Origin of the sequence: Altererythrobacter ishigakiensis, assembly GCF_001663155.1 — a bacterium.
Lineage (GTDB): Bacteria > Pseudomonadota > Alphaproteobacteria > Sphingomonadales > Sphingomonadaceae > Erythrobacter > Erythrobacter ishigakiensis.
This window is the reverse complement of record NZ_CP015963.1, coordinates 939,272-960,328: the sequence shown is the minus strand read 5'-3', so window position 1 is coordinate 960,328 and position 21,057 is coordinate 939,272. Positions and strand designations below refer to the sequence as shown.

Annotated in this window: 15 protein-coding genes; 10 read left to right on the top strand and 5 right to left on the bottom strand. The window is 55.8% G+C overall.

Features of this window, described 5'->3' with window-relative positions:
* Positions 1–30: 30 nt before the first annotated feature.
* The gene (locus tag A6F69_RS04550; protein ID WP_067597955.1) at positions 31–1,242 is read left to right on the top strand and encodes a M14 family metallopeptidase; all 1,212 of its coding nucleotides are present in this window, start codon (positions 31–33) and stop codon (positions 1,240–1,242) included.
* Positions 1,239–2,825 (top strand): N-acyl-D-amino-acid deacylase family protein, encoded by a 1,587-nt coding sequence (locus A6F69_RS04545; protein ID WP_067597951.1) that lies wholly within the window; start codon positions 1,239–1,241, stop codon positions 2,823–2,825. Before A6F69_RS04550 ends, A6F69_RS04545 begins: the two co-directional genes overlap by 4 nt.
* On the opposite strand, the gene A6F69_RS13055 is transcribed toward A6F69_RS04545, so the two are convergent.
* On the bottom strand, positions 2,826–3,002 hold the full coding sequence (locus A6F69_RS13055) for a hypothetical protein (protein ID WP_157092820.1): 177 nt from the start codon (positions 3,000–3,002) through the stop codon (positions 2,826–2,828).
* 44 nt (positions 3,003–3,046) lie between these two features.
* Between A6F69_RS13055 and A6F69_RS04540 the strand changes: the two genes are divergently transcribed.
* The 3 genes from A6F69_RS04540 to A6F69_RS04530 all read left to right on the top strand — a co-directional run bounded on the left by A6F69_RS04540 (position 3,047) and on the right by A6F69_RS04530 (position 7,180).
* Positions 3,047–3,886, top strand: a complete 840-nt coding sequence (locus A6F69_RS04540) for a DUF4886 domain-containing protein (RefSeq protein WP_067597948.1) — start codon at positions 3,047–3,049, stop codon at positions 3,884–3,886.
* Complete coding sequence (locus A6F69_RS04535; protein ID WP_067597945.1) at positions 3,883–5,340, top strand: SLC13 family permease; 1,458 nt, start codon at positions 3,883–3,885, stop codon at positions 5,338–5,340. The genes A6F69_RS04540 and A6F69_RS04535 overlap by 4 nt, the downstream gene beginning before the upstream one ends.
* Before the next feature lie 121 nt (positions 5,341–5,461).
* Positions 5,462–7,180 (top strand): N-acyl-D-amino-acid deacylase family protein, encoded by a 1,719-nt coding sequence (locus A6F69_RS04530; RefSeq protein ID WP_067597942.1) that lies wholly within the window; start codon positions 5,462–5,464, stop codon positions 7,178–7,180.
* Positions 7,181–7,208: 28 nt separating this feature from the next.
* Here A6F69_RS04530 and A6F69_RS04525 read toward each other — a convergent pair whose 3' ends face one another.
* Positions 7,209–8,435 carry a saccharopine dehydrogenase family protein gene (locus tag A6F69_RS04525; protein ID WP_067602466.1) on the bottom strand — a complete coding sequence of 409 codons (1,227 nt, stop codon included), beginning with the start codon at positions 8,433–8,435 and terminating at the stop codon, positions 7,209–7,211.
* A 220-nt stretch (positions 8,436–8,655) separates the two neighbouring features.
* On the opposite strand from A6F69_RS04525, the gene A6F69_RS04520 reads away from it, so the two are divergent.
* Genes A6F69_RS04520 through A6F69_RS04505 form a run of 4 tightly spaced genes read left to right on the top strand, consistent with a single transcriptional unit; the run spans position 8,656 to position 12,617 of the window.
* Positions 8,656–10,089 carry a circularly permuted type 2 ATP-grasp protein gene (locus A6F69_RS04520; RefSeq protein ID WP_067597939.1) on the top strand — a complete coding sequence of 478 codons (1,434 nt, stop codon included), beginning with the start codon at positions 8,656–8,658 and terminating at the stop codon, positions 10,087–10,089.
* A gap of 6 nt (positions 10,090–10,095) precedes the next feature.
* On the top strand, positions 10,096–11,040 hold the full coding sequence (locus A6F69_RS04515; RefSeq protein ID WP_067597936.1) for an alpha-E domain-containing protein: 945 nt from the start codon (positions 10,096–10,098) through the stop codon (positions 11,038–11,040).
* Positions 11,040–11,855 (top strand): transglutaminase family protein, encoded by an 816-nt coding sequence (locus A6F69_RS04510; RefSeq protein ID WP_067597933.1) that lies wholly within the window; start codon positions 11,040–11,042, stop codon positions 11,853–11,855. Before A6F69_RS04515 ends, A6F69_RS04510 begins: the two co-directional genes overlap by 1 nt.
* Before the next feature lie 27 nt (positions 11,856–11,882).
* Positions 11,883–12,617 (top strand): proteasome-type protease, encoded by a 735-nt coding sequence (locus A6F69_RS04505; protein ID WP_067597930.1) that lies wholly within the window; start codon positions 11,883–11,885, stop codon positions 12,615–12,617.
* Between the two features lie 57 nt (positions 12,618–12,674).
* Here the strand turns inward: A6F69_RS04505 and A6F69_RS04500 are convergent, their stop codons facing one another.
* From A6F69_RS04500 to A6F69_RS04490, 3 genes are all read right to left on the bottom strand, one after another.
* Entirely contained in the window at positions 12,675–16,868 is a 4,194-nt protein-coding gene (locus A6F69_RS04500) for a translocation/assembly module TamB domain-containing protein (protein WP_067597928.1), read from the bottom strand.
* A complete protein-coding gene (locus tag A6F69_RS04495) occupies positions 16,868–18,973 on the bottom strand; it encodes an autotransporter assembly complex protein TamA (RefSeq protein WP_245638285.1) in 2,106 nt (701 codons plus the stop codon). Before A6F69_RS04495 ends, A6F69_RS04500 begins: the two co-directional genes overlap by 1 nt.
* 265 nt (positions 18,974–19,238) lie before the next feature.
* Positions 19,239–20,429: a PQQ-dependent sugar dehydrogenase gene (locus A6F69_RS04490; RefSeq protein ID WP_067597922.1), complete on the bottom strand. Its 1,191-nt coding sequence runs from the start codon at positions 20,427–20,429 to the stop codon at positions 19,239–19,241.
* A 128-nt stretch (positions 20,430–20,557) separates the two neighbouring features.
* On the opposite strand from A6F69_RS04490, the gene A6F69_RS04485 reads away from it, so the two are divergent.
* Positions 20,558–20,998 (top strand): hypothetical protein, encoded by a 441-nt coding sequence (locus A6F69_RS04485; RefSeq protein WP_067597921.1) that lies wholly within the window; start codon positions 20,558–20,560, stop codon positions 20,996–20,998.
* Positions 20,999–21,057: the final 59 nt, after the last annotated feature.

Sequence of the window (21,057 nt, the reverse complement as noted above, 5' to 3'; positions counted from 1 at the left end):
TCATCTGCCGGCCATGCCCGGAGGCATCCTATGAGATGGGCTATTCCGGCGGGGCTTGCGGCTCTCGCGCTTAGCGCATGTGCACCATCCGCACAGGTCGAAACCGTACCGGCACCATTCGCCGCACCTGACAATGCGCGCTGCACAGGTAAAGGTATTGCCATCGACACAGACTTTCCAGCAGGCGCGTTGGAAAGCTGTACAATCGACGCTGCTGGGTTGGTCACGATCAGATTTGCGCCGGAAGACGAGCCGCCGATCAATTGTAGCCCATGGTATTCTTTTCGCGTGCACACCGCGATGCCACGCGATGTGACGGTAAAGCTTACTTACACTGCATGCGGGCATCGTTACTGGCCCAAATCGAGTTCGGACGGGCAAGAGTGGAAATATCTACCCAAAGATGCGGTCGAATTGGGGAAGTATTCTGGCCGCGATCAGGCGCAGATAAAATTCGCAACAAATGGCAGTCCGCTGTTTATCTCTGCGCAAGAGATCTTCGCTCCAAAGACATATGACGCATGGCTCGACGGGATCGAGAACCACCCTGCCCTGACACGTAGCCTGCTGGGAAAATCTGCAGAAGGCCGCGACATTGAAATGATCCGCCTAGGCAATTCGTCTGCGCGCGAGCACGTTATTCTGGTCGGACGTCAGCATCCGCCAGAAGTCACCGGTGCGCTGGCGATGGTGCCATTTATCGAAGCACTACTCGATGACAGCAAGCTTGCCCGGAGGTTCCGCGAGCGGTTCCAGGTCACGGCTGTCCCGCTGCTCAATCCCGATGGGGTTGTGCGTGGCCACTGGCGGCACAATACAGGAGGAGTCGACCTCAACCGTGATTGGGGCAAGTTCACACAGCCAGAGACGCGCCTGATGGGCGACCTCCTGGCCAGGATAGATACTGATCCTGAGCAGCAGTTGCGACTTTTCCTGGATTTTCACTCTACACAAAGAGACGTGGTCTACACTCTTTCCAAGGACTTAGAGACCAATCCAGCCGGGTTCACCGATGTATGGCTGGCCGAATACCGTTCCCGCGTTCCTGATTATGAAGTGGTGGAAGAACCCGGCTACAGCGCCGGTCGGGGCGTATCGAAGAACTGGGTCTATGATCAATACGGCGTTCCTACCGCAACATTTGAGTTGGGCGATGAAACTGACCGGGCGTTGATCAAACGGGTCAGCGCCGAGGCCGCACGAGCCATGATGGCAACCTTACTTGAAACACCGCCCGAATGACCAGCGCGCGTGGAATATTCGCGCTTAGCACGGCGGTGGCACTGGCGAGCTGCCAGACGACACCCCCGGTGGCCGATTTTGCTGATCTGCTGATAATGGGGGGAACCCTGCATGACGGCAGCGGCGCCGATGGACGGAGTGCCTCGGTGCTTGTCGACGATGGGAAAATTGTCCGCATTGTCTCGGTGAACGAACCCCTGCCGTTTGCCAGAAAAGTCATCGACGCGCGCGGCTTTGTGATCGCTCCCGGCTTCATCGATCCGCATACGCACGCGGGCAGCGATCTCGCGTCGGACGACGCAAAGCGCCGTGCGAATTTGGCTTTTGCCTTCCAAGGCGTGACAACCGTCGTCGTGGGCAATGACGGGTTTGGTGCGCCCGATATTGCGGCACAGGCCATTGCAGCAAGGGAAAATGGTATCGGCACGAACGTAGCCTATCTGGCTGGCTTCGGGCCCATCCGAGAGACCGTGATTGGCGATGCAAATCGCGCGCCCACGGATGCTGAAATCGACGAGATGCGTACGGTAACCAGACAGGCGATGTGCGAGGGCGCGTGGGGGCTATCTACCGGCCTCTACTACGTGCCGCAAAACTATGCCGCCACCGATGAAGTTACTGAATTGGCCAAGGAAGTGAGCGCACTGGGCGGTTATTATGACACGCATATGCGCGATGAGAGCACGTACAACATCACCGTCGAGGGCGCATTGGCCGAAACATTGCAGATTGGGCGTGGCGCGCAAATCCCGGTTCATATCGCACATATCAAAGCGCTTGGTCCCGCAGTTTGGGGCCATTCAGCCCAGATGATAGCAATGATCGAAGCGGCTCGGGCTGCGGGGCAACGTGTCACCGCCGATCAATATCCTTGGGAAGCCTCCGGAACTCGGGTTAGCAACGCTCTGGTTCCCCGTTGGGCGCTTGAAGGCGGGTTGGATGCTTTGCGCGAGCGGTTGCGCGATCCTGGACAGGCGGCGCGCATCCGCGAAGGAATTGCCAAAGCCTACGAACGACGTGGAGGTGCTGGCTGCCTACTGATTACTGGCCCGCTGCACGGTGCCGAAGTGTCTGTGGGAGGCACGCTAGCCGAAATTGCCAAAAAGCAAGCAATCGACCCGGTGGACGCAGCGATTTCGATACTGATGGAAGGTGACGCACGCGTCGCCTCTTTCAACATGAGTGCGGCAGACATCGCAAAATTTGCTGCGCAGGACTGGGTCGTCACTGGTTCCGACGGGTCAACTGGACACCCCCGAAAATACGGCAGCTTTCCCAAGGCTTATCAGGATCTTGTAAATGGCGATGTGAGGATGAGCATGGCACGTTTCGTGCAGCGCAGCAGCGCGCAGACGGCCGACATTATCGGTCTGACGGACCGCGGACGCATAGCGGCAGGCTTGGCTGCTGACGTTGTCGTCTTTGATCCGGATGAGTTCGCACCGCGCGCCACTTATCAATCACCGCGCGAATTGTCGGTGGGCGTGCGTCATCTTTTGATAAATGGAGAGTTGGTCGTCAGCGATGGCGAATATACCGGGGCCTTGCCAGGCTTACCGCTGCTCAAAGAAGCTAGCTGCTGATCACCGTACCCAAGTGACCGATACTTCGACACTTTCCACTGCTTGCATAGCGATCACCGAACTGGGCAACATCCAGATTTCAATCGAAACGATCTGGCTATTCTGGCTAAAACGTCGATACATGGCAGCTATGTTGCGGCAAATATTATAGCTGTCCAAGGTTGGTTCACCCCACATATTTCGGTCCGCACCATGAACTATGCGAGACGAAAGGAGCGGAAATGAGATCTTTGCTATTGGCCCTTGTTTCGACACTGTTGGTTGCTTGCACAACAGCCCAAGCAAAGCCAACGAATGAAGGCGCATCTACGGCGCCTCCAGAGCCGAAGCAGCCGGCAATCTCGCATCTTGAGAGCTCCACCCCCACGCGCATTCTCTTCGTCGGCAACAGCTACTTCTACTACAACGACAGCCTCCATAATCACGTTCGTCGTATGACAATTGCAGCCGGAATCGCGGAGAATGACGACCTGATCTTCAAATCAGCGACAATCGGCGGCGCGGCCTTGCGTGATCATGCAATCGATCACTTACTGGACGCACAAAATCTGCGTGTCGACGCACCGTTCCAGATTGTGATCATGCAGGGTGGCAGTGCAGAGCCGCTAAGTACAACTGGCAGAGCCCGCTTCACGGCAACCGCTGCCGCCTATGCAGCAAAAGCGCGTGCGAGCGGCGTACAACCCATGCTCTACATGACGCCAGCTTACGTTCCGCCCCATCAACGCTATCGACCAGACATGATCAACGATATCGCTTCGCTCTATGTTGAGACAGGCAATGCTGTAGACGCTTTGGTAATTCCGGTAGGACTTGCCTTCGCCGAAGCATATCGCCGCAGACCCGATATCGAATTGCACAAGAGCTTTGATGGTTCACATCCCAGCATGCTCGGGACCTATCTGGCCGCAGCGACCACATTTGCGAGCGTTTACAGCGTATCTCCTGTAGGAAACTCCTATGACTATTTCGGCGTCGTCGGCACAGAGGACGCGCGATTCCTGCAGGATGTCGCTCATGACACTGTTACAGCGTTCTATGGTAGGGACAGCCAACGATGAACACTAGCCTACCGGAGAGCCGCGGTATCAACTTAGTCGGTCTAGTCGCCGGGATCATTGTGTTCGCACTGTTCTATCTTCTGTTCAGCCCTGCCGATTTGGAACGGCCGGCACAAATCGTTGCCGCAGTTGGCGCAATGATGGCCATCTGGTGGGCAACAGAGGCGATTCCTCTGCCAGCAACGGCATTGCTTCCGATCATTGCTTTTCCGCTAGCGGGGGTGATGAGTATTGCTGAAGCTACAGCGCCCTATGCAAATCCGATCATATTTCTGTTTCTAGGTGGCTTTCTAGTTGCTCTGGCAGTTGAAAGGAGTCAGTTGCATCGCCGCATTGCCTTAGCAATCTTTCGTCTTGTTGGCAGTAGCGGCAAAGGTCTCGTGGCTGGGTTCATGTTGGCCGCGGCATTGCTAAGTATGTGGATCTCAAACACTTCGACAACGCTGATGCTGTTTCCCATCGCTGTCTCGCTGGCTTTGGTTGTCGGCGAGACATCGCCTGGGCTGACCCAAAAGGCCAAGCACGATTTTCAAATTGCGCTGCTTCTCGGGCTTGCTTACGGCGCATCAATTGGTGGCGTTGCAACACTAGTAGGTACGCCCACCAATGCATTCATGGTTGGCTTCCTCCAGAGCGAGTACAACCTTGAAATCCCCTTTGCCCGATGGATGATAATCGGAATCCCTATTTCACTAATACTGCTGCCACTCGGCTGGCTTATGCTTACGCAATTCCTGTTTCCGATTAGCTTTGCTTCTTCGCAAGAGACTCGCGCAGAGCTGGATAGGCGTCACGCGGAGCTTGGAACCATGTCGACCGCCGAGAAGCGGACGGCTATTCTCTTCTTATTGCTGATAGCTGGCTGGGTTCTGCGCAAGCCGATCAGCAGTTCGCTGGGTCTCGAGGGCTTAAGCGATGCCGGCGTCGCGATGACTGCCGCTTTGCTCGCATTTCTGATCCCAAGTGGAACCGACCGTCATGCTTTGGTCACTTGGGAGGACACCAAGCGCTTGCCTTGGGGTGTGCTAATCCTTTTTGGTGGTGGACTATCACTAGCAGGCGCGCTGTCATCTACTGGCCTGACATTGTGGCTGGGGCAGCAAATGGCACCGCTGGGTGTGATCAATCCGATGCTATTGGTTGTGGCACTAACCAGTTTAGTCATCTTCCTGACTGAACTGACCAGTAATGTCGCAACAACGGCCACGCTTCTGCCTGTCGTAGCTGCGCTCGCCATCGAACTTGGCGTTGATCCGTTGATGTTGGTTGTCCCAGTAACGATAGCAGCCAGCTGCGCCTTTATGCTACCCGTCGCGACGCCTCCTAATGCAATCGTCTTCAGCAGTGGTGAGATTCAGATCCGCGAAATGATGCGAGCCGGACTTTGGCTCAATATTGTCTCAATCGCGCTGGTATCTGCGGTGGCGCTCTGGTTTGTGCCAGCAGTGCTTTAGTAGCTGCTTTTGGTGATTAAACGATCCTTTGGAGGGACAATGCTTCAGGTCATTAGTGTGAGGTGACCGGCGAAAGCGAGCAACGTAGACAACGCCAACTTTGAGGGAGTGCAGGTCTGACGTGGCACATTATGATCTTGTAATTCGTGGCGGAGAAATCGTTGACGGAAGCGGCTCAAGACCATTCCAGGGCGATCTTGCGATCAAAAGCGGCAAGATTGTTGCCATGGGCAAAATCGAAGACGAAGGCGCTGAGGAAATCAACGGAACGGGCCGAATAGTCACGCCCGGCTTTGTCGATGTGCATACGCACTATGATGGACAATCAATTTGGGGGCAGGAGTTGAGTCCTTCCTCGTCGCACGGTGTGACAACGGTCGTCATGGGAAATTGCGGTGTCGGCTTTGCTCCCTGCCGAAAGGAAGATCACGATCTGCTGATCAATGTGATGGAGGGCGTAGAGGACATTCCCGGCGTCGTAATGGCAGAGGGACTGCCGTGGGATTGGGAAACCTTCCCGGAATATCTAGACAGGCTTGATACTGGTCAGCGCGACATCGACGTGGCCGCCTATCTTCCGCACAGCCCCCTCCGCGTTTACGCAATGGGCGAAAGAGGCGCGAACCGTGAAGCTGCAACTGACGAAGATCTTGCCAAGATGCGCGCCCTTGCAACCGAAGCGGTCAAAGCTGGCGCATTGGGCTTTGCGACCTCCCGACTATCGATCCACAAGACTGCTGACGGCGGGAGCATCCCGAGCTTCGAAACCGACGTCAAAGAACTGTCAGAGATTTGTAATGGCCTTGCCGATGCAGGAAGCGGTACCTTCCAAATTGTGCTCGATGCATTTCAGGGATGGGATAAGGAGTATCCCGTCATCGAAGCAGTCGTTGCGGCCAGCGGAAGGCCCGCGACCTTTACGCTAGCATCCGGCAACGATGCGCCTCCCCGCTGGCGCAAGGTTCTGGAGATGATGGAGCAAACCAACCTCACGGGCGGTCATGTAACGGCACAGGTCATGCCGCGCCCGATCGGATTGATTGCGGGCTTGGAACTGACTGTTCATCCCTTTGTGCTATGCCCAAGCTGGTCAAAGATCGCTGACCTTTCGATTGAAGAACAGATCGTAGCGATGCGCGATCCGGACCTGCGCACAGCGCTTCTGTCCGAAGAATTTGGTGAAGGTCATCCCTTCAATGAGCTGGCGCGCAACTGGGAATGGCTTTTCCCGCTGGACGATCCGCCTGACTATGCCCCGCCCAAGTCGCTCAGCATGGCTGATCAGGCTCGAGCCAAAGGCTGTACGCCTCAGGAAATCGCATACGATCGCTTGCTTGAGACGGACGGCAAAGGCTTCTTCCTTGCCGCACTCGGCAATTACGAAAACGCCAGCCTTGAAAGCGCGTACACCATGCTCAGCCATGAGCACTGTATTCCTGCTCTGGGCGATGGTGGAGCGCACTACGGCGCGATCTGTGATGCCAGCTACTCAACCTATCTGCTGTCCGAATTTGTAAGCGGTAAAAACCGTGAAGGGTTGAGCTTCGATCTGCCCGCAGCTGTTCATATGCTATCAGCAAAGGCAGCCCGGGCAGTGGGTCTCAATGATCGCGGGATACTGGCTGTTGGTGCGAAGGCTGATATCAACGTGATTGATATGGAGCGTCTGCGGCTTCATTTGCCAGAGGTGGTGCGCGACCTGCCAGCGGGCGGACGGCGCTTGACTCAACGTGCGACAGGATATGACGCTACGATTGTCTCAGGTCAGGTAATCCGCAGATTTGATGTTTCGACCGGGGCCTTACCAGGAAAGTTGGTGCGCGGCGCTCAGCACCAATAAGCAACCTTCACACAGTCAAATCCGCCATCTAAATCGCTTCGAAGGTCAGCCCCGCATTCGCTTCCAGGCGCTCAATCAAGGTATCGCCCATCAACGAAGCTGGGGTCCAGAAACCGCCCGCGTTCTTGCCGGTTTCAGCTGCCTCGAGAATACACAGCCCCGCTTCGGCAAGCATCTTGGCGGTGGAGCCGTATCCCGGATCTCGGTCGCCGGTAACCCGCACGCTCACGACTTCACCGCTTGAGGTAGTGCCAGCGAGCCTGATCTTGAAAAAGCCGGCTTTCTGAACCTCCTTCGAAGGTCCCTCGCCCGGTTTTGGCAGAAACTTTTCGGCCAGCCAGCGCGTGGGCGGCAAGGCCAGCACGCCCATGAAACCACCCATGCCCAGCGTCATAGCAATCGATCCTAGCCGGCCTCTAAGGCCGTCGCCGGTCATGGTGTATTCGGAATAGCGGAAATTCTCTCCATAACGATTGCCTTGCAGCGCGTTGGTACGCTGAACAATCCTGGTGTTGATCCCCGCCATGACAAATGGAGCGCACCACGACTTTAGTGCGTCGCTGTAGTAGCGTGCTTCGGTGCGTTGCCTAGCACTGTTGTTATAATCATCGGGGCACAGCAAGTACGGATCAGCAAGCTTCTTGCGCAAGGACGGATCAGCGCCCGCTTCCTTCAAGACATTGAGCAGGCTAGCGACAGTGCCACCGCTGAACTCACCCTTGGCCGCCTCAACACCGAATTCGACTGTTTCGCAGGTGCCGCCGGTGGTCTTCTCTGCGAAGTTCTGCAGAAAGTGCGTGCCCAGATCGCTTGGTATCGAGTCAAAGCCGCAGCAATTGACGATCAACGCCCCGCTTTCGCGCGCAGCCTCACCATACTTCTCCAGCATGGCAGCGATCCACTGAACCTCGCCTGTCAGGTCGCAATAATGCGTGCCGCTGGTGGCGCACACCTTGACCAGCTTCTCGCCATAAAGCGCGTACGGGCCGACGGTCGAGATGACGAGACGCGTTTGCGCGCACATTGCCGTGAGAGAAGCTTCATCATCCGAATTGGCGATGATCGTCGGCAGGCCTGCTGCTCCCTCACCCAATTGATCTTTGAGGTCAGCGAGCTTTGTTTTCGAACGGGCTGCAATGGCCCAGCGCAACTCGCCGGCGACACCGTACCTGGATAGGAGGTATTCCGCTGTGATCGCCCCCACAAAACTGGTTGCGCCATAGACGACTAGATCAAACTGGGTTTTGTCGGTCATGCACTTTCCTGAAACGAATGTGATTGCTGGTATCGGATTGTGAGCAGCCGTCTTACCGACAAGACCACCCTTGGGAAAGACAAGCGATGTCAGCAAAGCAATGGAAGCCGTTAATGTTCTCTTGTTTTTGCTTTCATGCGCTTTGCCGCGTTCGCCTGTTCGCACTTGCAGCATTTGCACTTGGCAAGAGCGCGGGAGTGGTGCATTCTGTTGCCCAAGCATGACAGCATCGACTGACGCACATTTCAACGAAATGGCGGACCAACATGGCAATGTTCGGACCGCCTACGACGGCTATCGTGATTGGTATGACAATCAGGACCAACGATGGCTGCGCGCGCAAAACGGTCGAGCAGAAACTTTCTTCCGTCGAACCGGCATTACATTCAACGTCTATGGCGAAGCGGACGGAGAAGAACGCCTGATCCCGTTCGATATGGTCCCAAGGATCATTTCGGGATCGGAATGGCGACGTATATCGCGCGGGATCGAACAGCGGGTGAAAGCACTCAACGCTTTTCTGCACGACATCTATCACAAGCAAGAGATCGTCCGTGCCGGTCGTCTGCCGCTAAAAATGCTGGCGCAGAACGAGGCTTTCCTTCAGCAAATGGTGGGCTTTAATCCTCCAGGCGGCGTCTACACACACATTGTCGGCGTTGACCTAGTGCGAACAGGGCCAGACGAATTCTACGTACTAGAAGACAATGCGCGTACGCCATCGGGTGTCTCTTACATGCTTGAGAACCGCGAAACGATGATGGCGATGTTCCCTGATCTGTTCACGAAGATCCCGATCAGGCCGGTTCAGGATTACCCACAAAGACTGGCAACAAGCCTTGCGAACTGTGCGCCCCTCGCATCTTCAGGGAACGAGCCTGTCATCGCTGTGCTAACCCCTGGGATCTACAACTCGGCTTATTACGAGCACTCGTTTCTAGCTGACCAGATGGGCGCGGAGCTGGTCCAAGCGAGCGATTTGCGGGTGATCGATGGACGCGTAGCGATGCGAACCACCCGCGGATACAAAGCTATCGATGTGATTTATCGCCGGGTGGACGATGACTTCCTTGATCCACTGACGTTCAATCCGGAGAGCATGCTGGGCGTGCCCGGTATCATGGATGTCTATCGCTCTGGCGGTGTCACAATTGCCAATGCACCCGGCACAGGCATTTCGGACGACAAGGCGATATACAGCTATATGCCAGATATCGTGCGGTTTTACACTGGCGAGAAACCTATTCTGGACAATGTCGAAACCTGGCGGTGTAGCGAGCCGGACGCTCTCGCATATGTGCTCGACAATCTTGCGGACCTGGTTGTGAAGGAAGTTCACGGCTCGGGCGGTTATGGCATGCTGATTGGCCCCACTGCGACCAAGGCAGAGATCAAGGCCTTCGCAGGAAAGCTTAAGGCAAAGCCCGATAATTACATTGCACAGCCTACGCTTTCGCTCTCAACGGTTCCGATTTTTACTAAGTCCGGCCTCGCGCCGCGCCATGTGGATTTGCGCCCATTTGCGCTCGTATCGCCAAAAGAGATTTCGATTACTCCGGGCGGGTTGACGCGCGTTGCCATGCGCAAGGGTTCGCTTGTCGTTAACTCGTCTCAGGGTGGCGGGACTAAAGACACTTGGGTGCTGGAGGACTGACGCGCGATGCTAGGCCGCCACGCAAACGGGATCTTCTGGATGTTCCGCTATCTGGAGCGGGCAGAGAACACCGCGCGCTTGCTTGATGCAGGGCTTCAGATCGCGCTTACCAGCGGAGTGGAAGCAGCGGACGACGAATGGCGTTCTGTCCTTGTCACAACCGGGCAAGACGAACTCTTCCGGCAACGCCATGACAGCTATTCGGGCATGCAGGTGCCGGACTTCATGCTGCGCGGGAAGGATAATCCAGGCAGCATTCTCAACATGATCGAGAACGCGCGGACAAATGCACGCGAGGTGCGCACATCGCTGACCCGCGAGGTTTGGGAAACCAATAATGAGACTTGGCTTTCGCTAAAGGCGATGCTCGCCAACCCGATCACCGAGCGTAATCTCGGAGATATTCTGCCGCTCACGCGCAGACAAGCTGCGCTTGTTCGCGGCTCCATGGAAGGCACCATGCTGCGCAACGAAATATATAATTTTGCGCGTTTAGGAACCTTCCTTGAGCGTGCTGACAACATCGCCCGAACGCTCGACGTCAAATACTACGTCCTGCTGCCGAATATCAGCATGGTCGGCTCTGATCTGGATAACAAGCAATGGGAAGCTGTGCTGCGCTCACTGTCAGGCATCCGAGCCTATCGCTGGCTCAATGCCGGCCGAATGGACGCGCGCGGAATCACGGATTTCCTGCTGCTCGACCGGCGTTTTCCGCGCAGTCTGCGCTTTTGTGTCGACAAGCTGGATAGCAATCTGCGCTTCTTGGCGGAAGAGTATGGCGAAGAAGGGCGATCACATGAGCTCGTGCGCGAAGCCGCCAACGAACTGCGCGAAACCGATGTTGACGAGATTATCGAAGCAGGCCTTCACCAGTTTATCTCTGTCGCGAAATCACGCGCCGCAAAGATATCCGACGCAATCGCGGAAGATTACAGGTTCATAGCCTGATGCAGCTTTCGATTACGCATTCTTCTGAGTATCAATACACTCACCCGGTTGCCTATGGTTTGCTGCGTATCCGCCTGAAGCCAAAACCCACGCATGGACAAGAAATCCAGCGCTGGTCGATGGAGTTGACGGGCGCCAAGGTGGAAACCGAATATGAAGATCAGCACAGCAACGCGGTTGTCTTCGCCTCGGTCGAACCCGGTGTGCAACACGTTGCGATCACATGCCGCGGAACTGTCGATACATCGGACAAAGCCGGCGTAGTAGGACTACACGCAGGTCATATGCCGATTTGGGCCTTTGAGAAGCAAACCGATCTGACCCGGCCAAGCGCTCAAATTGGCCAACTGGCGGCTTCGCTCAGTTCCGATCCGGCAAACTATCTCGACACCCTGCACGAGCTTTCCGCGGCGATCCTTGATGCGGTGACCTATGAGGTCGGTCAAACTGACGCAGCCACAACCGCCGCCGACGCTGTCGCGGCAGGCAGAGGCGTATGCCAGGACCACGCGCACGTCTTCATTTCGGCCGCCCGCCATCTGGGCATCCCGGCACGCTATGTCAGCGGTTACCTGATGATGAATGACCGGGTCGATCAGGAAGCCAGCCATGCCTGGGCAGAGGCGCATATACCGCATATTGGTTGGGTCGGCTTCGATATATCGAACGGGATCAGCCCGGATGAGCGATATGTGCGTGTCGCGACCGGTTGCGACTATCGCGATGCGGCTCCAATCATCGGTATTGCCAACGGAGCTGGGGATAGCGCGCTGAATGTTCGTCTTACTGTTGAACAGCACTCTGCCGCGCAGTAGCGACATTCGCTCGAAGGAGCCTTTAGTGTGACATATTGCGTGGGATTGCAGATTGATCGCGGAATCGTCTTGATGAGCGACACCCGGACGAATTCAGGTGTCGATTACATTTCGTCATTCCGAAAGCTGCATCATTGGACTGTGCCGGGCAATCGTACGATTGCGCTACTGTCCTCAGGCAACCTGGCGACAACCCAAGCGGTAGTTAGCAAGCTTGAAGAGCGCAGCAAGGCACCCGATGACAGGCATAACTCGCTGATGGATGCCCCAACCATGTTTCAGGTGGCTACTATGGTTGGCGAAATCCTGCGCGAGACCATCCGGGAAAGTACGCCCTCTGATGCGCCCGAAGCGGCGGACACTTTCACGGCATCTTTCATTCTGGCCGGACAAATCGCCGGTATGGAGCCGCGGCTTTTCCTGATTTATCCCGAAGGCAATTTCATCGAGGCATCAAGCGATACGCCTTTCTTCCAGATCGGTGAAAACAAATACGGACGCCCTATTTTGGTGCGTGCCTATGACCCGGCGATGAGCTTTGAAGACGCGATCAAGTTGCTGATGGTAAGCTTCGACTCGACGATAAAGGCCAATCTTTCCGTGGGGATGCCGCTTGATCTGCTGGTGCTTGAAAAGGATAAGGTCGAACCTCTGCATGAGCGCCGCATCGCAGAAGATGACGAGTACTTCCGTTCGATTTCGTCTGGCTGGAGCGAGGCCCTAAGGCAGGCATTTGAAAGCCTGCCCAGCTATGAGATGTAAGCGTTCATCTCATTTGTTGTGATCAGCGCCCTCTCACACCCTGCGACAATGCCAAAATCAGTAATCGCGACGCGCTTCGACCAAGACGCTGTCACGGCCCACCGTCGACACCGAGGTAAGAAGTGAAAGCCAGGATGTTATGCGGAACTCCAGCTCGGTTGCGCTGTATTCCCTGCCATCCGTGATGAACTCGACATAAAAGCGCCGACCAAGGTTCTCTCCCAATGCGACGCCGGTTCCTCTGCCTAAGGCCGGATCCGCCCCGACGATACGCAACCGATCAAGGCCGATCTGGCTGCGAAGCTGGTTGATCGGATCGAGGCCCCCACCTCCGCGCAAGCTGGCTACTGCCGCGCTTAACTGGAGTGCATCCGTAGCCGACAGTTCGGTTATGGCCCCTCCGAAAAGCAAGCGGGCAAGGATCTCTTCCTCCGGCAGGGCCGGATCCGAGGTGAATACAATCTCCGGCGAAAGGGCATTTCCGCGAACAGCCACGTTGACGTTGATCCCGTTCCGCCGCGTTTCAGCCAGAATATCCAGCCGTGGATCGATCGGAACGGCCTCGTCGAATGTGATGCGCCCTCTTGTCATATCAAATCGCGTGCCGGCAAAGCTGTAACTGCCGCGTATCACGTTGACCTCGCCGCCAATCCTCGGGTCAGCCGTAGTGCCTCTGATAACGAGATTGCCTCGCCATTCGCTATCCAGGCCAAGTCCATCGACATCGATCCTGTTGCGTGCCCGCGCGTCGATCAGATAGCGCCATGGCGATGTTCTTGTCGTAGAGCGCTCCAGCTCTGACGGTAGGTTGATCTCACGTGTCGTGATATCGGGCAAAGCGATCTCTTCGTCCGCTGTTCCAAGCTGCCAACTGGCATTATCGACCTCCAGACGCCCGGCAATTGTGCCACCCACTCCACTCGAAACGATCCGTAACGGGCCAGTCACAGTCGCGCTCAATCCGCGCGCATCGACGAGCCGAGCCTTGCTAGCCGCAGCACGAATATCCAGCTGCGGCCCCCGGCCCCGTTCAATATTAGCGAGGTCCACGACCCCGCTTCCGGTTACTGAGCCGCCGCCAGCCGCCTTGCCGGAAAACCGCCGCAAATTAAGCTTGGACCCCTGAAAATCCCCTCTAACATCGATGCCGTCGATATCGGTTCCTGAGAGGCCACTTCGCACTCTAAGATCGGAGCTGGCCAGATCGCCGCGGACTATTGGTTCAGCCAATGTGCCCCCGGCCGTGGCGGTTATGCGCACAGGCCCAGACAAATCAAAGACATCAAGCGCAGCCAATCGCCAGAGCGCTTCGGAAGCGCCCTCATAGCGAAGCGACGCATCCAGTGATCCGGATGTGAACCTTTCGTAGGGCGTACCAGAGGCCGGCAAATCCTTTACCGTTGCATCAAGCCAACCAACCCGGCTTTTATCCTGCCGCAGAACAGCTTGCATCTGTAGCTGGTCTGCTCCCAGGCTGGAGACGACATCCATATCCATCGGTTTGGACGACACAATCAGCCCTGAACGGACCAAGCTGGAGAACCGCAACCGAGCTTCGCCAATGGGAAGTCGCCCAACTCGCGAAGAGTAATTTGCCGTACCTGATACTGTGCCACCAAGGCCAAGTTCACCCTGAGCCAGATCGGCTAGTACCAGTGGAGCCTCTACCATTTTTACATCGAGGGCATATCCTGAGTTGCCGAAATCGCCAGACAGCACAACTTTGCCGTTACCCAGCGTGATCCTGATTGGCGAAAGCTGCCACTGACCATCTTCGGTCAGGTTCAAGACAGCACGACGCTCCATCGAGATGAGCGTGCCTGAATAGTTTCCGCGCGCGATTGCGCCGACGCGGTTTTGAGTGAAATTGCTGTCGAGTTGAAGATTGAAACGTCCGCCTTGCCTGCCGACCACAGAAGCGGCGACGTTTCCTGTGCCATTGTCGTAATCTGCCCGCGCGGCCATCCGCCCCAGAAAAAGTCTGCCATATCGGATTGCCCTTCCGCTCATCTCGGCGTCGAAGCGATTGACACCTTCACCGAACGCTCCGCTGAATTTCATGTCAGCGTCTCCGACGGAGATAGGGCTGGCCCCACCGAATACTGCGTTCTTGGCAGAAACATCTACTGAAAGGCGCTGGCCTGCTTGAGATGGTGTAAACATTACTGAACCATCAAGCCCTCCGCCGCTCAGGGAAAGCGCGCCTTCTAAGCCATCAGACTCAATCGTGACTCCACCCTGGATTGAGGTTTCCCAAACACGCAAACGATCAATCTCGAGCCTCGCGGGCGCGCTGTCAGCCAGCATCAGATCAAATTCACCCGCAAACTGCCCGAACGTGGACTGACCATCGCTCTCGATCCCGTAGCCCTTATCAGAGGGCGAAACATGGATACGCACGTCACGTATGCCAGCTGCAGGGAACGGCTCATCCAAACCGATATTCACCGCCAATCCGTCTTCAACGCTTTGCAAATCGACGGCAAAATCACCATAGCGGGTGTGGTCACCCGCCGCCTCAACCTCGAAGCCATCTTCGCTCAATCGGGCTTGACCCGTGGCGTTGATGGTTGGGGATTCGAGAACGAAACCTTCGAATAGCAAAGGAGCGTCCGCATTTGCGGATAATTCTCCACGGAAGGAAACGGCCTTTCCCACGATGGTTTGCACGCTACTGCTCGTCAGATCAGTTACACGACCTTTTGTCCGGGATTTGAATGTCCAAGGGTCTGATCCCCTGATAGAGAATTCGACATCTCCAGTCGCTTCCAGGGCTCCGACCCCTTCGATGGGCAACGCCTGCAAGTTGACCGGACCGCTAACTTCGAAAGCGCTTTGCGCCGGATCGAACCGCAACGCCAAGCGCGCGCCAATCCTGCGGAAATTCACCTTGAGAGACTGCGCCTGGATCAGGCCGTCAGCATAAACCAGTTCGCCAGACAAGGTGCCGCGCTGCAGTTCGCGGCTGATCGGTTCGACACCGGTGTCAATCTTGGAAACCGTAAGGTTCAGCGGGATAGACAACGCATCGCCATTATATGATCCGGTACCTTCTTGCCGCAGATTGGCTGTCAGGATTTCGCCAATTACAAGCTCTGACGCGGTCAGTTGATGCTGCAGTTCCAGGTCACGAAACGCGCCATCAATTGTAGCCACCAAACTTGCGTCTCGTAATTCAATGCCGCCGCCGAATATGTCCGGATCCTTCAGATTGGCGGAAAACGCGAATTCATCGAATAGATTATTGGCCAAATCGATGCCGCCGTCACCTTGCAGCCTTAGTCCACTGCCAAGGACACTGAAGGATCCGTCAAAGCGGCTCTCCAAGAATGTCCCTGCCAGGCTGATCCCGGTACGCAAACCAAGAGCCCGACCCATCAAGCTCTCCTGCCTCTCATCCAGGTAGACCTCACCCAGCAATCCGTACTGCCCGGATTCGTTGGTTAATTGAAAGGCGGCAAACCGATCTCCGTCGCGCTTGACCAAAGCATTTCCCAGCCATGACGACCATGTTCCGTCACCGATGATACGCGCAGTATAGCCCTGTTCGCTGCCCAACAGGCCAGCGACCGCTCCGCCGGCAGGTGCACGATAATCAAGGTCGAGGTCGAAACGGCCTACGTCCGGCTCGGCTAGTAGCGCCAGATTGATCCGGTCTTCAGCTCCTATGCTGCCTTTAACGTCCAGCTTCACGAAGCTGTCGCGAATATCTACTGAAGCTAGCAGATTGAGGACTTCGTCCCGTTCGGTGGCCACGCCTGCCAAGATGGTCAGATCGACAATTTCCCACCTGTCCACTCGAATATCAAAATCCGGCAGAAGCGGCGCATCGGGGTCTCCGGGTAACAGTTCGGGAGTGCGCATCAGTTCGCCGCGTTTGGCTACCAGCTTCCTCACGTCTAGCCCGCGGCTGATCCATGCAAGCGGCCGCCAATCCAGTTCGACTTCAGAGATCGTGAGAAACACTCCTTTGGTATCGGACAAACGCACGTCTCGCAAAATCGCATCGCGATAAACATCGCCCTCTATCCGGCCTATCTCGATCTTCAGGCCGGAAGCGGGCGCATAGGAGGCAATCTGATCAGCAATGAAGCGCTTTCCAATCGGCGAGTTGAGCGCAGCGAAAGCGAGAAATGCCGCAGCAATTATCGAAGCTAGGAACCATCCGAGACGCTTCACCCAGCGGCGCCTACGAATTTCTGTCGTCTGCTCAGTTTCTTTGAGCAGTTCTGTCTCGGAGTTCCCTGCCATTAGAACGCCTGTCCCAACGAGACGTAGACAGCGACCGGGCTATCGAACAAGGGATTCCGATTGAGCGGAACGCCAACGTCGACCCTGATCGGGCCAAACCCAGTCTTGTAGCGAATGCCAACTCCAGCGCCGTATTGCACAAAACGAAAATCCGGAGTGCTTTGTCTTGATACAGTGCCCAGGTCGAAAAAGGGCACGACCTGCAAAGCACCATCGAGGAAACCGGTGTCAATGCGGGCTTCCGCGCTTAGTTCGACCAAGGATGCCCCACCAGTCGGCTCGCCAAAATCATTGCGCGGTCCAACCGCCTGATAGCCGTAACCGCGCACAGATGACCCACCGCCAGCGTAAATTCGCCGCGAGGGTGCAATTCGGAAAGGTTTCGCGCCAACGATTGTTGCGAATTTCCCTCGTGCGGCCAGAGTGACACCGGTGGCAGCAGGCAAATATGCGCTGCCGTCAGCCTCGATACGAGTATAGAGCTCATCCCTGCCAAACTCGCCGAAGTCGCGCGAGACTTCCGGAGTTACAGCCAGGCTCGCACGGAAGCCGCGTGTCGGATCAAGAAAGGAGTCACTTCCGTCATAGGCGACGCGCCCGAACAGCGCGCCGATCAGGTATTCCTGCCTTAGCCGCGGAATGCCGCCGATCACCCGGTTACGCTCATCTGTGAACAGCGCCCCTGCGCCCAGTTGCCAGCTGAACTCCTTCTGAAAAAGAATATTCGAGATCCGTCCGAATGACGCGCGAATGCCGACTGTCCGCGCCTCGACTGCTTCTGACTTTGTATCGCTTGCGTAGACATCAAGCTCCAATAAGTGATCACGTCCGCGAAAGTTGTTTTTCTGGAAACCTATGGCCGCAGATAGTTCCCTTGTACCAACGACACCACGTAGCCGCAAAGCACCTTCAGACGGAAAAAGGTTACGATGTTCCCAGCTGGCCTGCAGCTTCAGACCATCTTCGGTTCCATAGCCAACCGCGCCGGCAATCGTTCGCAACCGCCCCTTCTCAATCTCGACATCCATCTCGAGCTCGCCCGGCTTTCCGTCAGCAGGCTCGCTGACGGGGCGCGGCGTTATGGTAACCGACGACACAATCCCTGTGGCCAACAGTGCGCGTCGCAAATCTGTTTCGAGACTGCGTTGATAGATGTCGCCGGGCTCGAACCTCGCGATTCCTGAAATGTGTTTGGCTGACAGAAAATCCGGCATGTTGCTGGTGACTTGGCCAAAGCTGTATTTACCACCCGGTTCGACAGGCATCGTCAGATCGCCCTCGCCCCGATCATGATCGATCAGCAGCTCGGGGTCTTCGATCACGGAAAACGGATAACCCGTTTCCAGCAGTTCCGTGGCCAATGCCTCGCGTTGTTCTACAATCCGATCAGAGCGAAGAGGATCGCCGGAAACAATACCGAAAGTCTCTCTTAGCCCGCGATAGTCAGGTGCGGCTTGAAGTCGGCCGAGATCAATAGAGCCAAAGCGATAGGGTTCTCCGGGCAAGATGCCAAAACGAACCACCTGTGCGTCAGAGGCCTCGGTATCCTCATTCAATTCTTCCCCAAACTGCCGCCAAACCCGTGCATCGTAGTACCCATCGGCTCGCAGCAGATCTTGGAGCAGTTCGCGGTCAGCGCGTATGTGAGCAGCTCTCAACGCGACGTTATCCAGCCCCGGATTGATGTCACGAGCATCTCGTAGCGCTCTGAATCGGCCAATAAAGTTTGTCCCGTCCCGCAGGCTCATCAATTCGACAGGAAATGCCAATTCCAACCGGCTGTCGATTCGGACCGACCCTAGCTCAGGTGTTGGGGGTAGCGGTAGATCGTCAATTGACGCGAACGGATCGTCTTCGGATATCTGGCTCGAATCTGGCTGCGAAGAGTCGATATCCAGATCGGGAGGATTAAGTGAGTCTTCGCCAAATGGTGGATCGACGGCGACTTCAGGCCCTTCGCCTTGAACACCCGGATCGCCATTCACTGCCCAGCTTTCCGGCATCGACACCGCATCATCAGGTATCAGATCGTCTAATTCCCGCGCAGCATCCTCGCTTTGTCCGAAGACAGGGCGCGAAACCGCCAGCAAAAGAATCGCGGCCAAAACAAAGGATGATCTTAGATACATGCGAGTTGTTTGCTCAGATTACTGTCGAGTCTCCATCTAAGCAATCAACCATCGTCAAGCCGATCAGTTGCCGGGCGAAATTGCCCTCTTGAAGGCGCATCATTTGGCTTCCCAAGGATTCTCCCAACCGCACAGTGTCGCGAAGCTCTAGCGGACATTTCGACAATTATCTGCCGCCGATAAAGCAGCGTGCATGGAAATCGAATTGGGCATGAATTGTTCGCCGCTAGTCGGCCCATCTCTATTCGGGCATCACCTTTAAAATCCGGCTCGTCTGTCCAGGCTCTTCGGTGAGCAAATAGAGGAAACCATCTGGGCCCGTCCGGACATCTCTGAAACGCAGGTCAAGCTCGCCAAACAACTCTTGTTGTTCCCCCAGCGATCCGTCGGCTTTCATATCTATGTGCCTGACGTGCTTAAGCGCCAAAGCGGACAAAAACAGATCTCCTTCCCAGTCGGGAAACGCCTCCCCTGAATACTGCGCAAAGCCGGACGGCGCGATGGACGGTGTGAAATGGACCAGCGATTGCTCAGTGCCATCTAGCGCTTCAAACGGAGACACGCGTCCACCTGAATAATCGAGCGCGTAGGTCACCGTGGGCCAACCATAATTGGCGCCGCGCTTGATCTCGTTGATCTCGTCTCCGCCTGCCGGACCGTGCTCATTTTCCAGCACGCGTCCATCAGCGGTCAGGATGATGCCCTGCGGATTACGATGCCCGTAGGACCAGATTTCAGGCAACGCGCCTTCCTGCTGCAAAAACGGATTGTCGGCAGGAACCGAGCCATCATCATTCAGTCGAACAATCTTGCCGAAATGATTGTCCAGCGACTGTGCTTCTTCGCGAAAATGGAATGCGTCCCCAACCGGCATCAACAAAGTGTTGTCAGGCAAGAAGACAAAGCGCGCGCCATAATGGTTGCCTTGAATACGGCTTGGAGATGCAGCGAAAATCTGCTCGCCGCCTGAAATTTCGCCATCAGCATAGGTGAAACGCATCAGCAGAAGCGTGTTCTCACCATTCTCCAGTTTGCCGGTGTAAGAGACATAAATCTGGCCGTTCTCCTCGAAACCAGGGTGCAGGACCACATCAAACAGTCCTGCCTGGATGCCGTCACCAAAGTGTACGCCGGGAAACTCACCGTTATCGTTGAAATCGCGCAAGGTACGCTTCGCGCCATCTGTCCCGATCAGAAGCAGCCTTCCTGTCCGCTCAGTCACCAGCATTTTGCCATCAGGAAGAAACGCAAGCGACCATGGGTGGTCGAGGCCTTCGGCAATGGTGGCGATCTGATAATTCACAGGCCCCGGTTCAACGCGCCCTGCAAGCTGGCTGGTCTTTTCACCCGCGTCTGATGCACCTTGATTGGTACAACCCGTCAGCAGCAAACCAGCAGCTAAAATCGAAAGCGTGAATGAAGAAGTTCGCATCGCAAATCTCTGTATCATGGAGCCTACTATACCTATTGAACGTCGAGATTGGTTTGTCCACCGCACCCTGCGGGGTTGATCCATTGAACGATGCTTCTAGTCTTGCGGCGTAACAGGAGCGCAGTTGTATGAAATTTGTCCGCTGGATTGGTGCATTGCTGGTTGCGGCTTTTAGCACCTATGTGATTGGCGTCATCGCCAACTCTCAATTCGTGATGAACGCGCATGGCGTGCCGATCAGCCTTACCGAGCGCGTAAATATGACTGCCTTTGATGTATCGAACATGTGGCTGTATTTCGTTGTCATCCTGGTCGCATTGTTGTTGGGTTTTTTGATCGCAATGGCCGTAAAACGGCTGTTGCCCGGACTTTCCCGATTTGCCTTTCCCATAGCGGGAGCAGCCGCGATCGGTGCAACTCTTGGGCTTATGTATCTTCAATTCCAGACCGTCCCAATTAGCGGTGCACGTTCGGGTCTGGGATTTACCTCACAAGTCTTGGCCGGCGGATTTGGCGGCTGGGTATTCTCTAGGATCGCGAGGAAGCAGAACGCTGCAACGACCAATTGATTGAATCATTATAGACTTGTTAGCTGGCAGAGCGTTCGCGCTTTCAGAGCGACTAATTT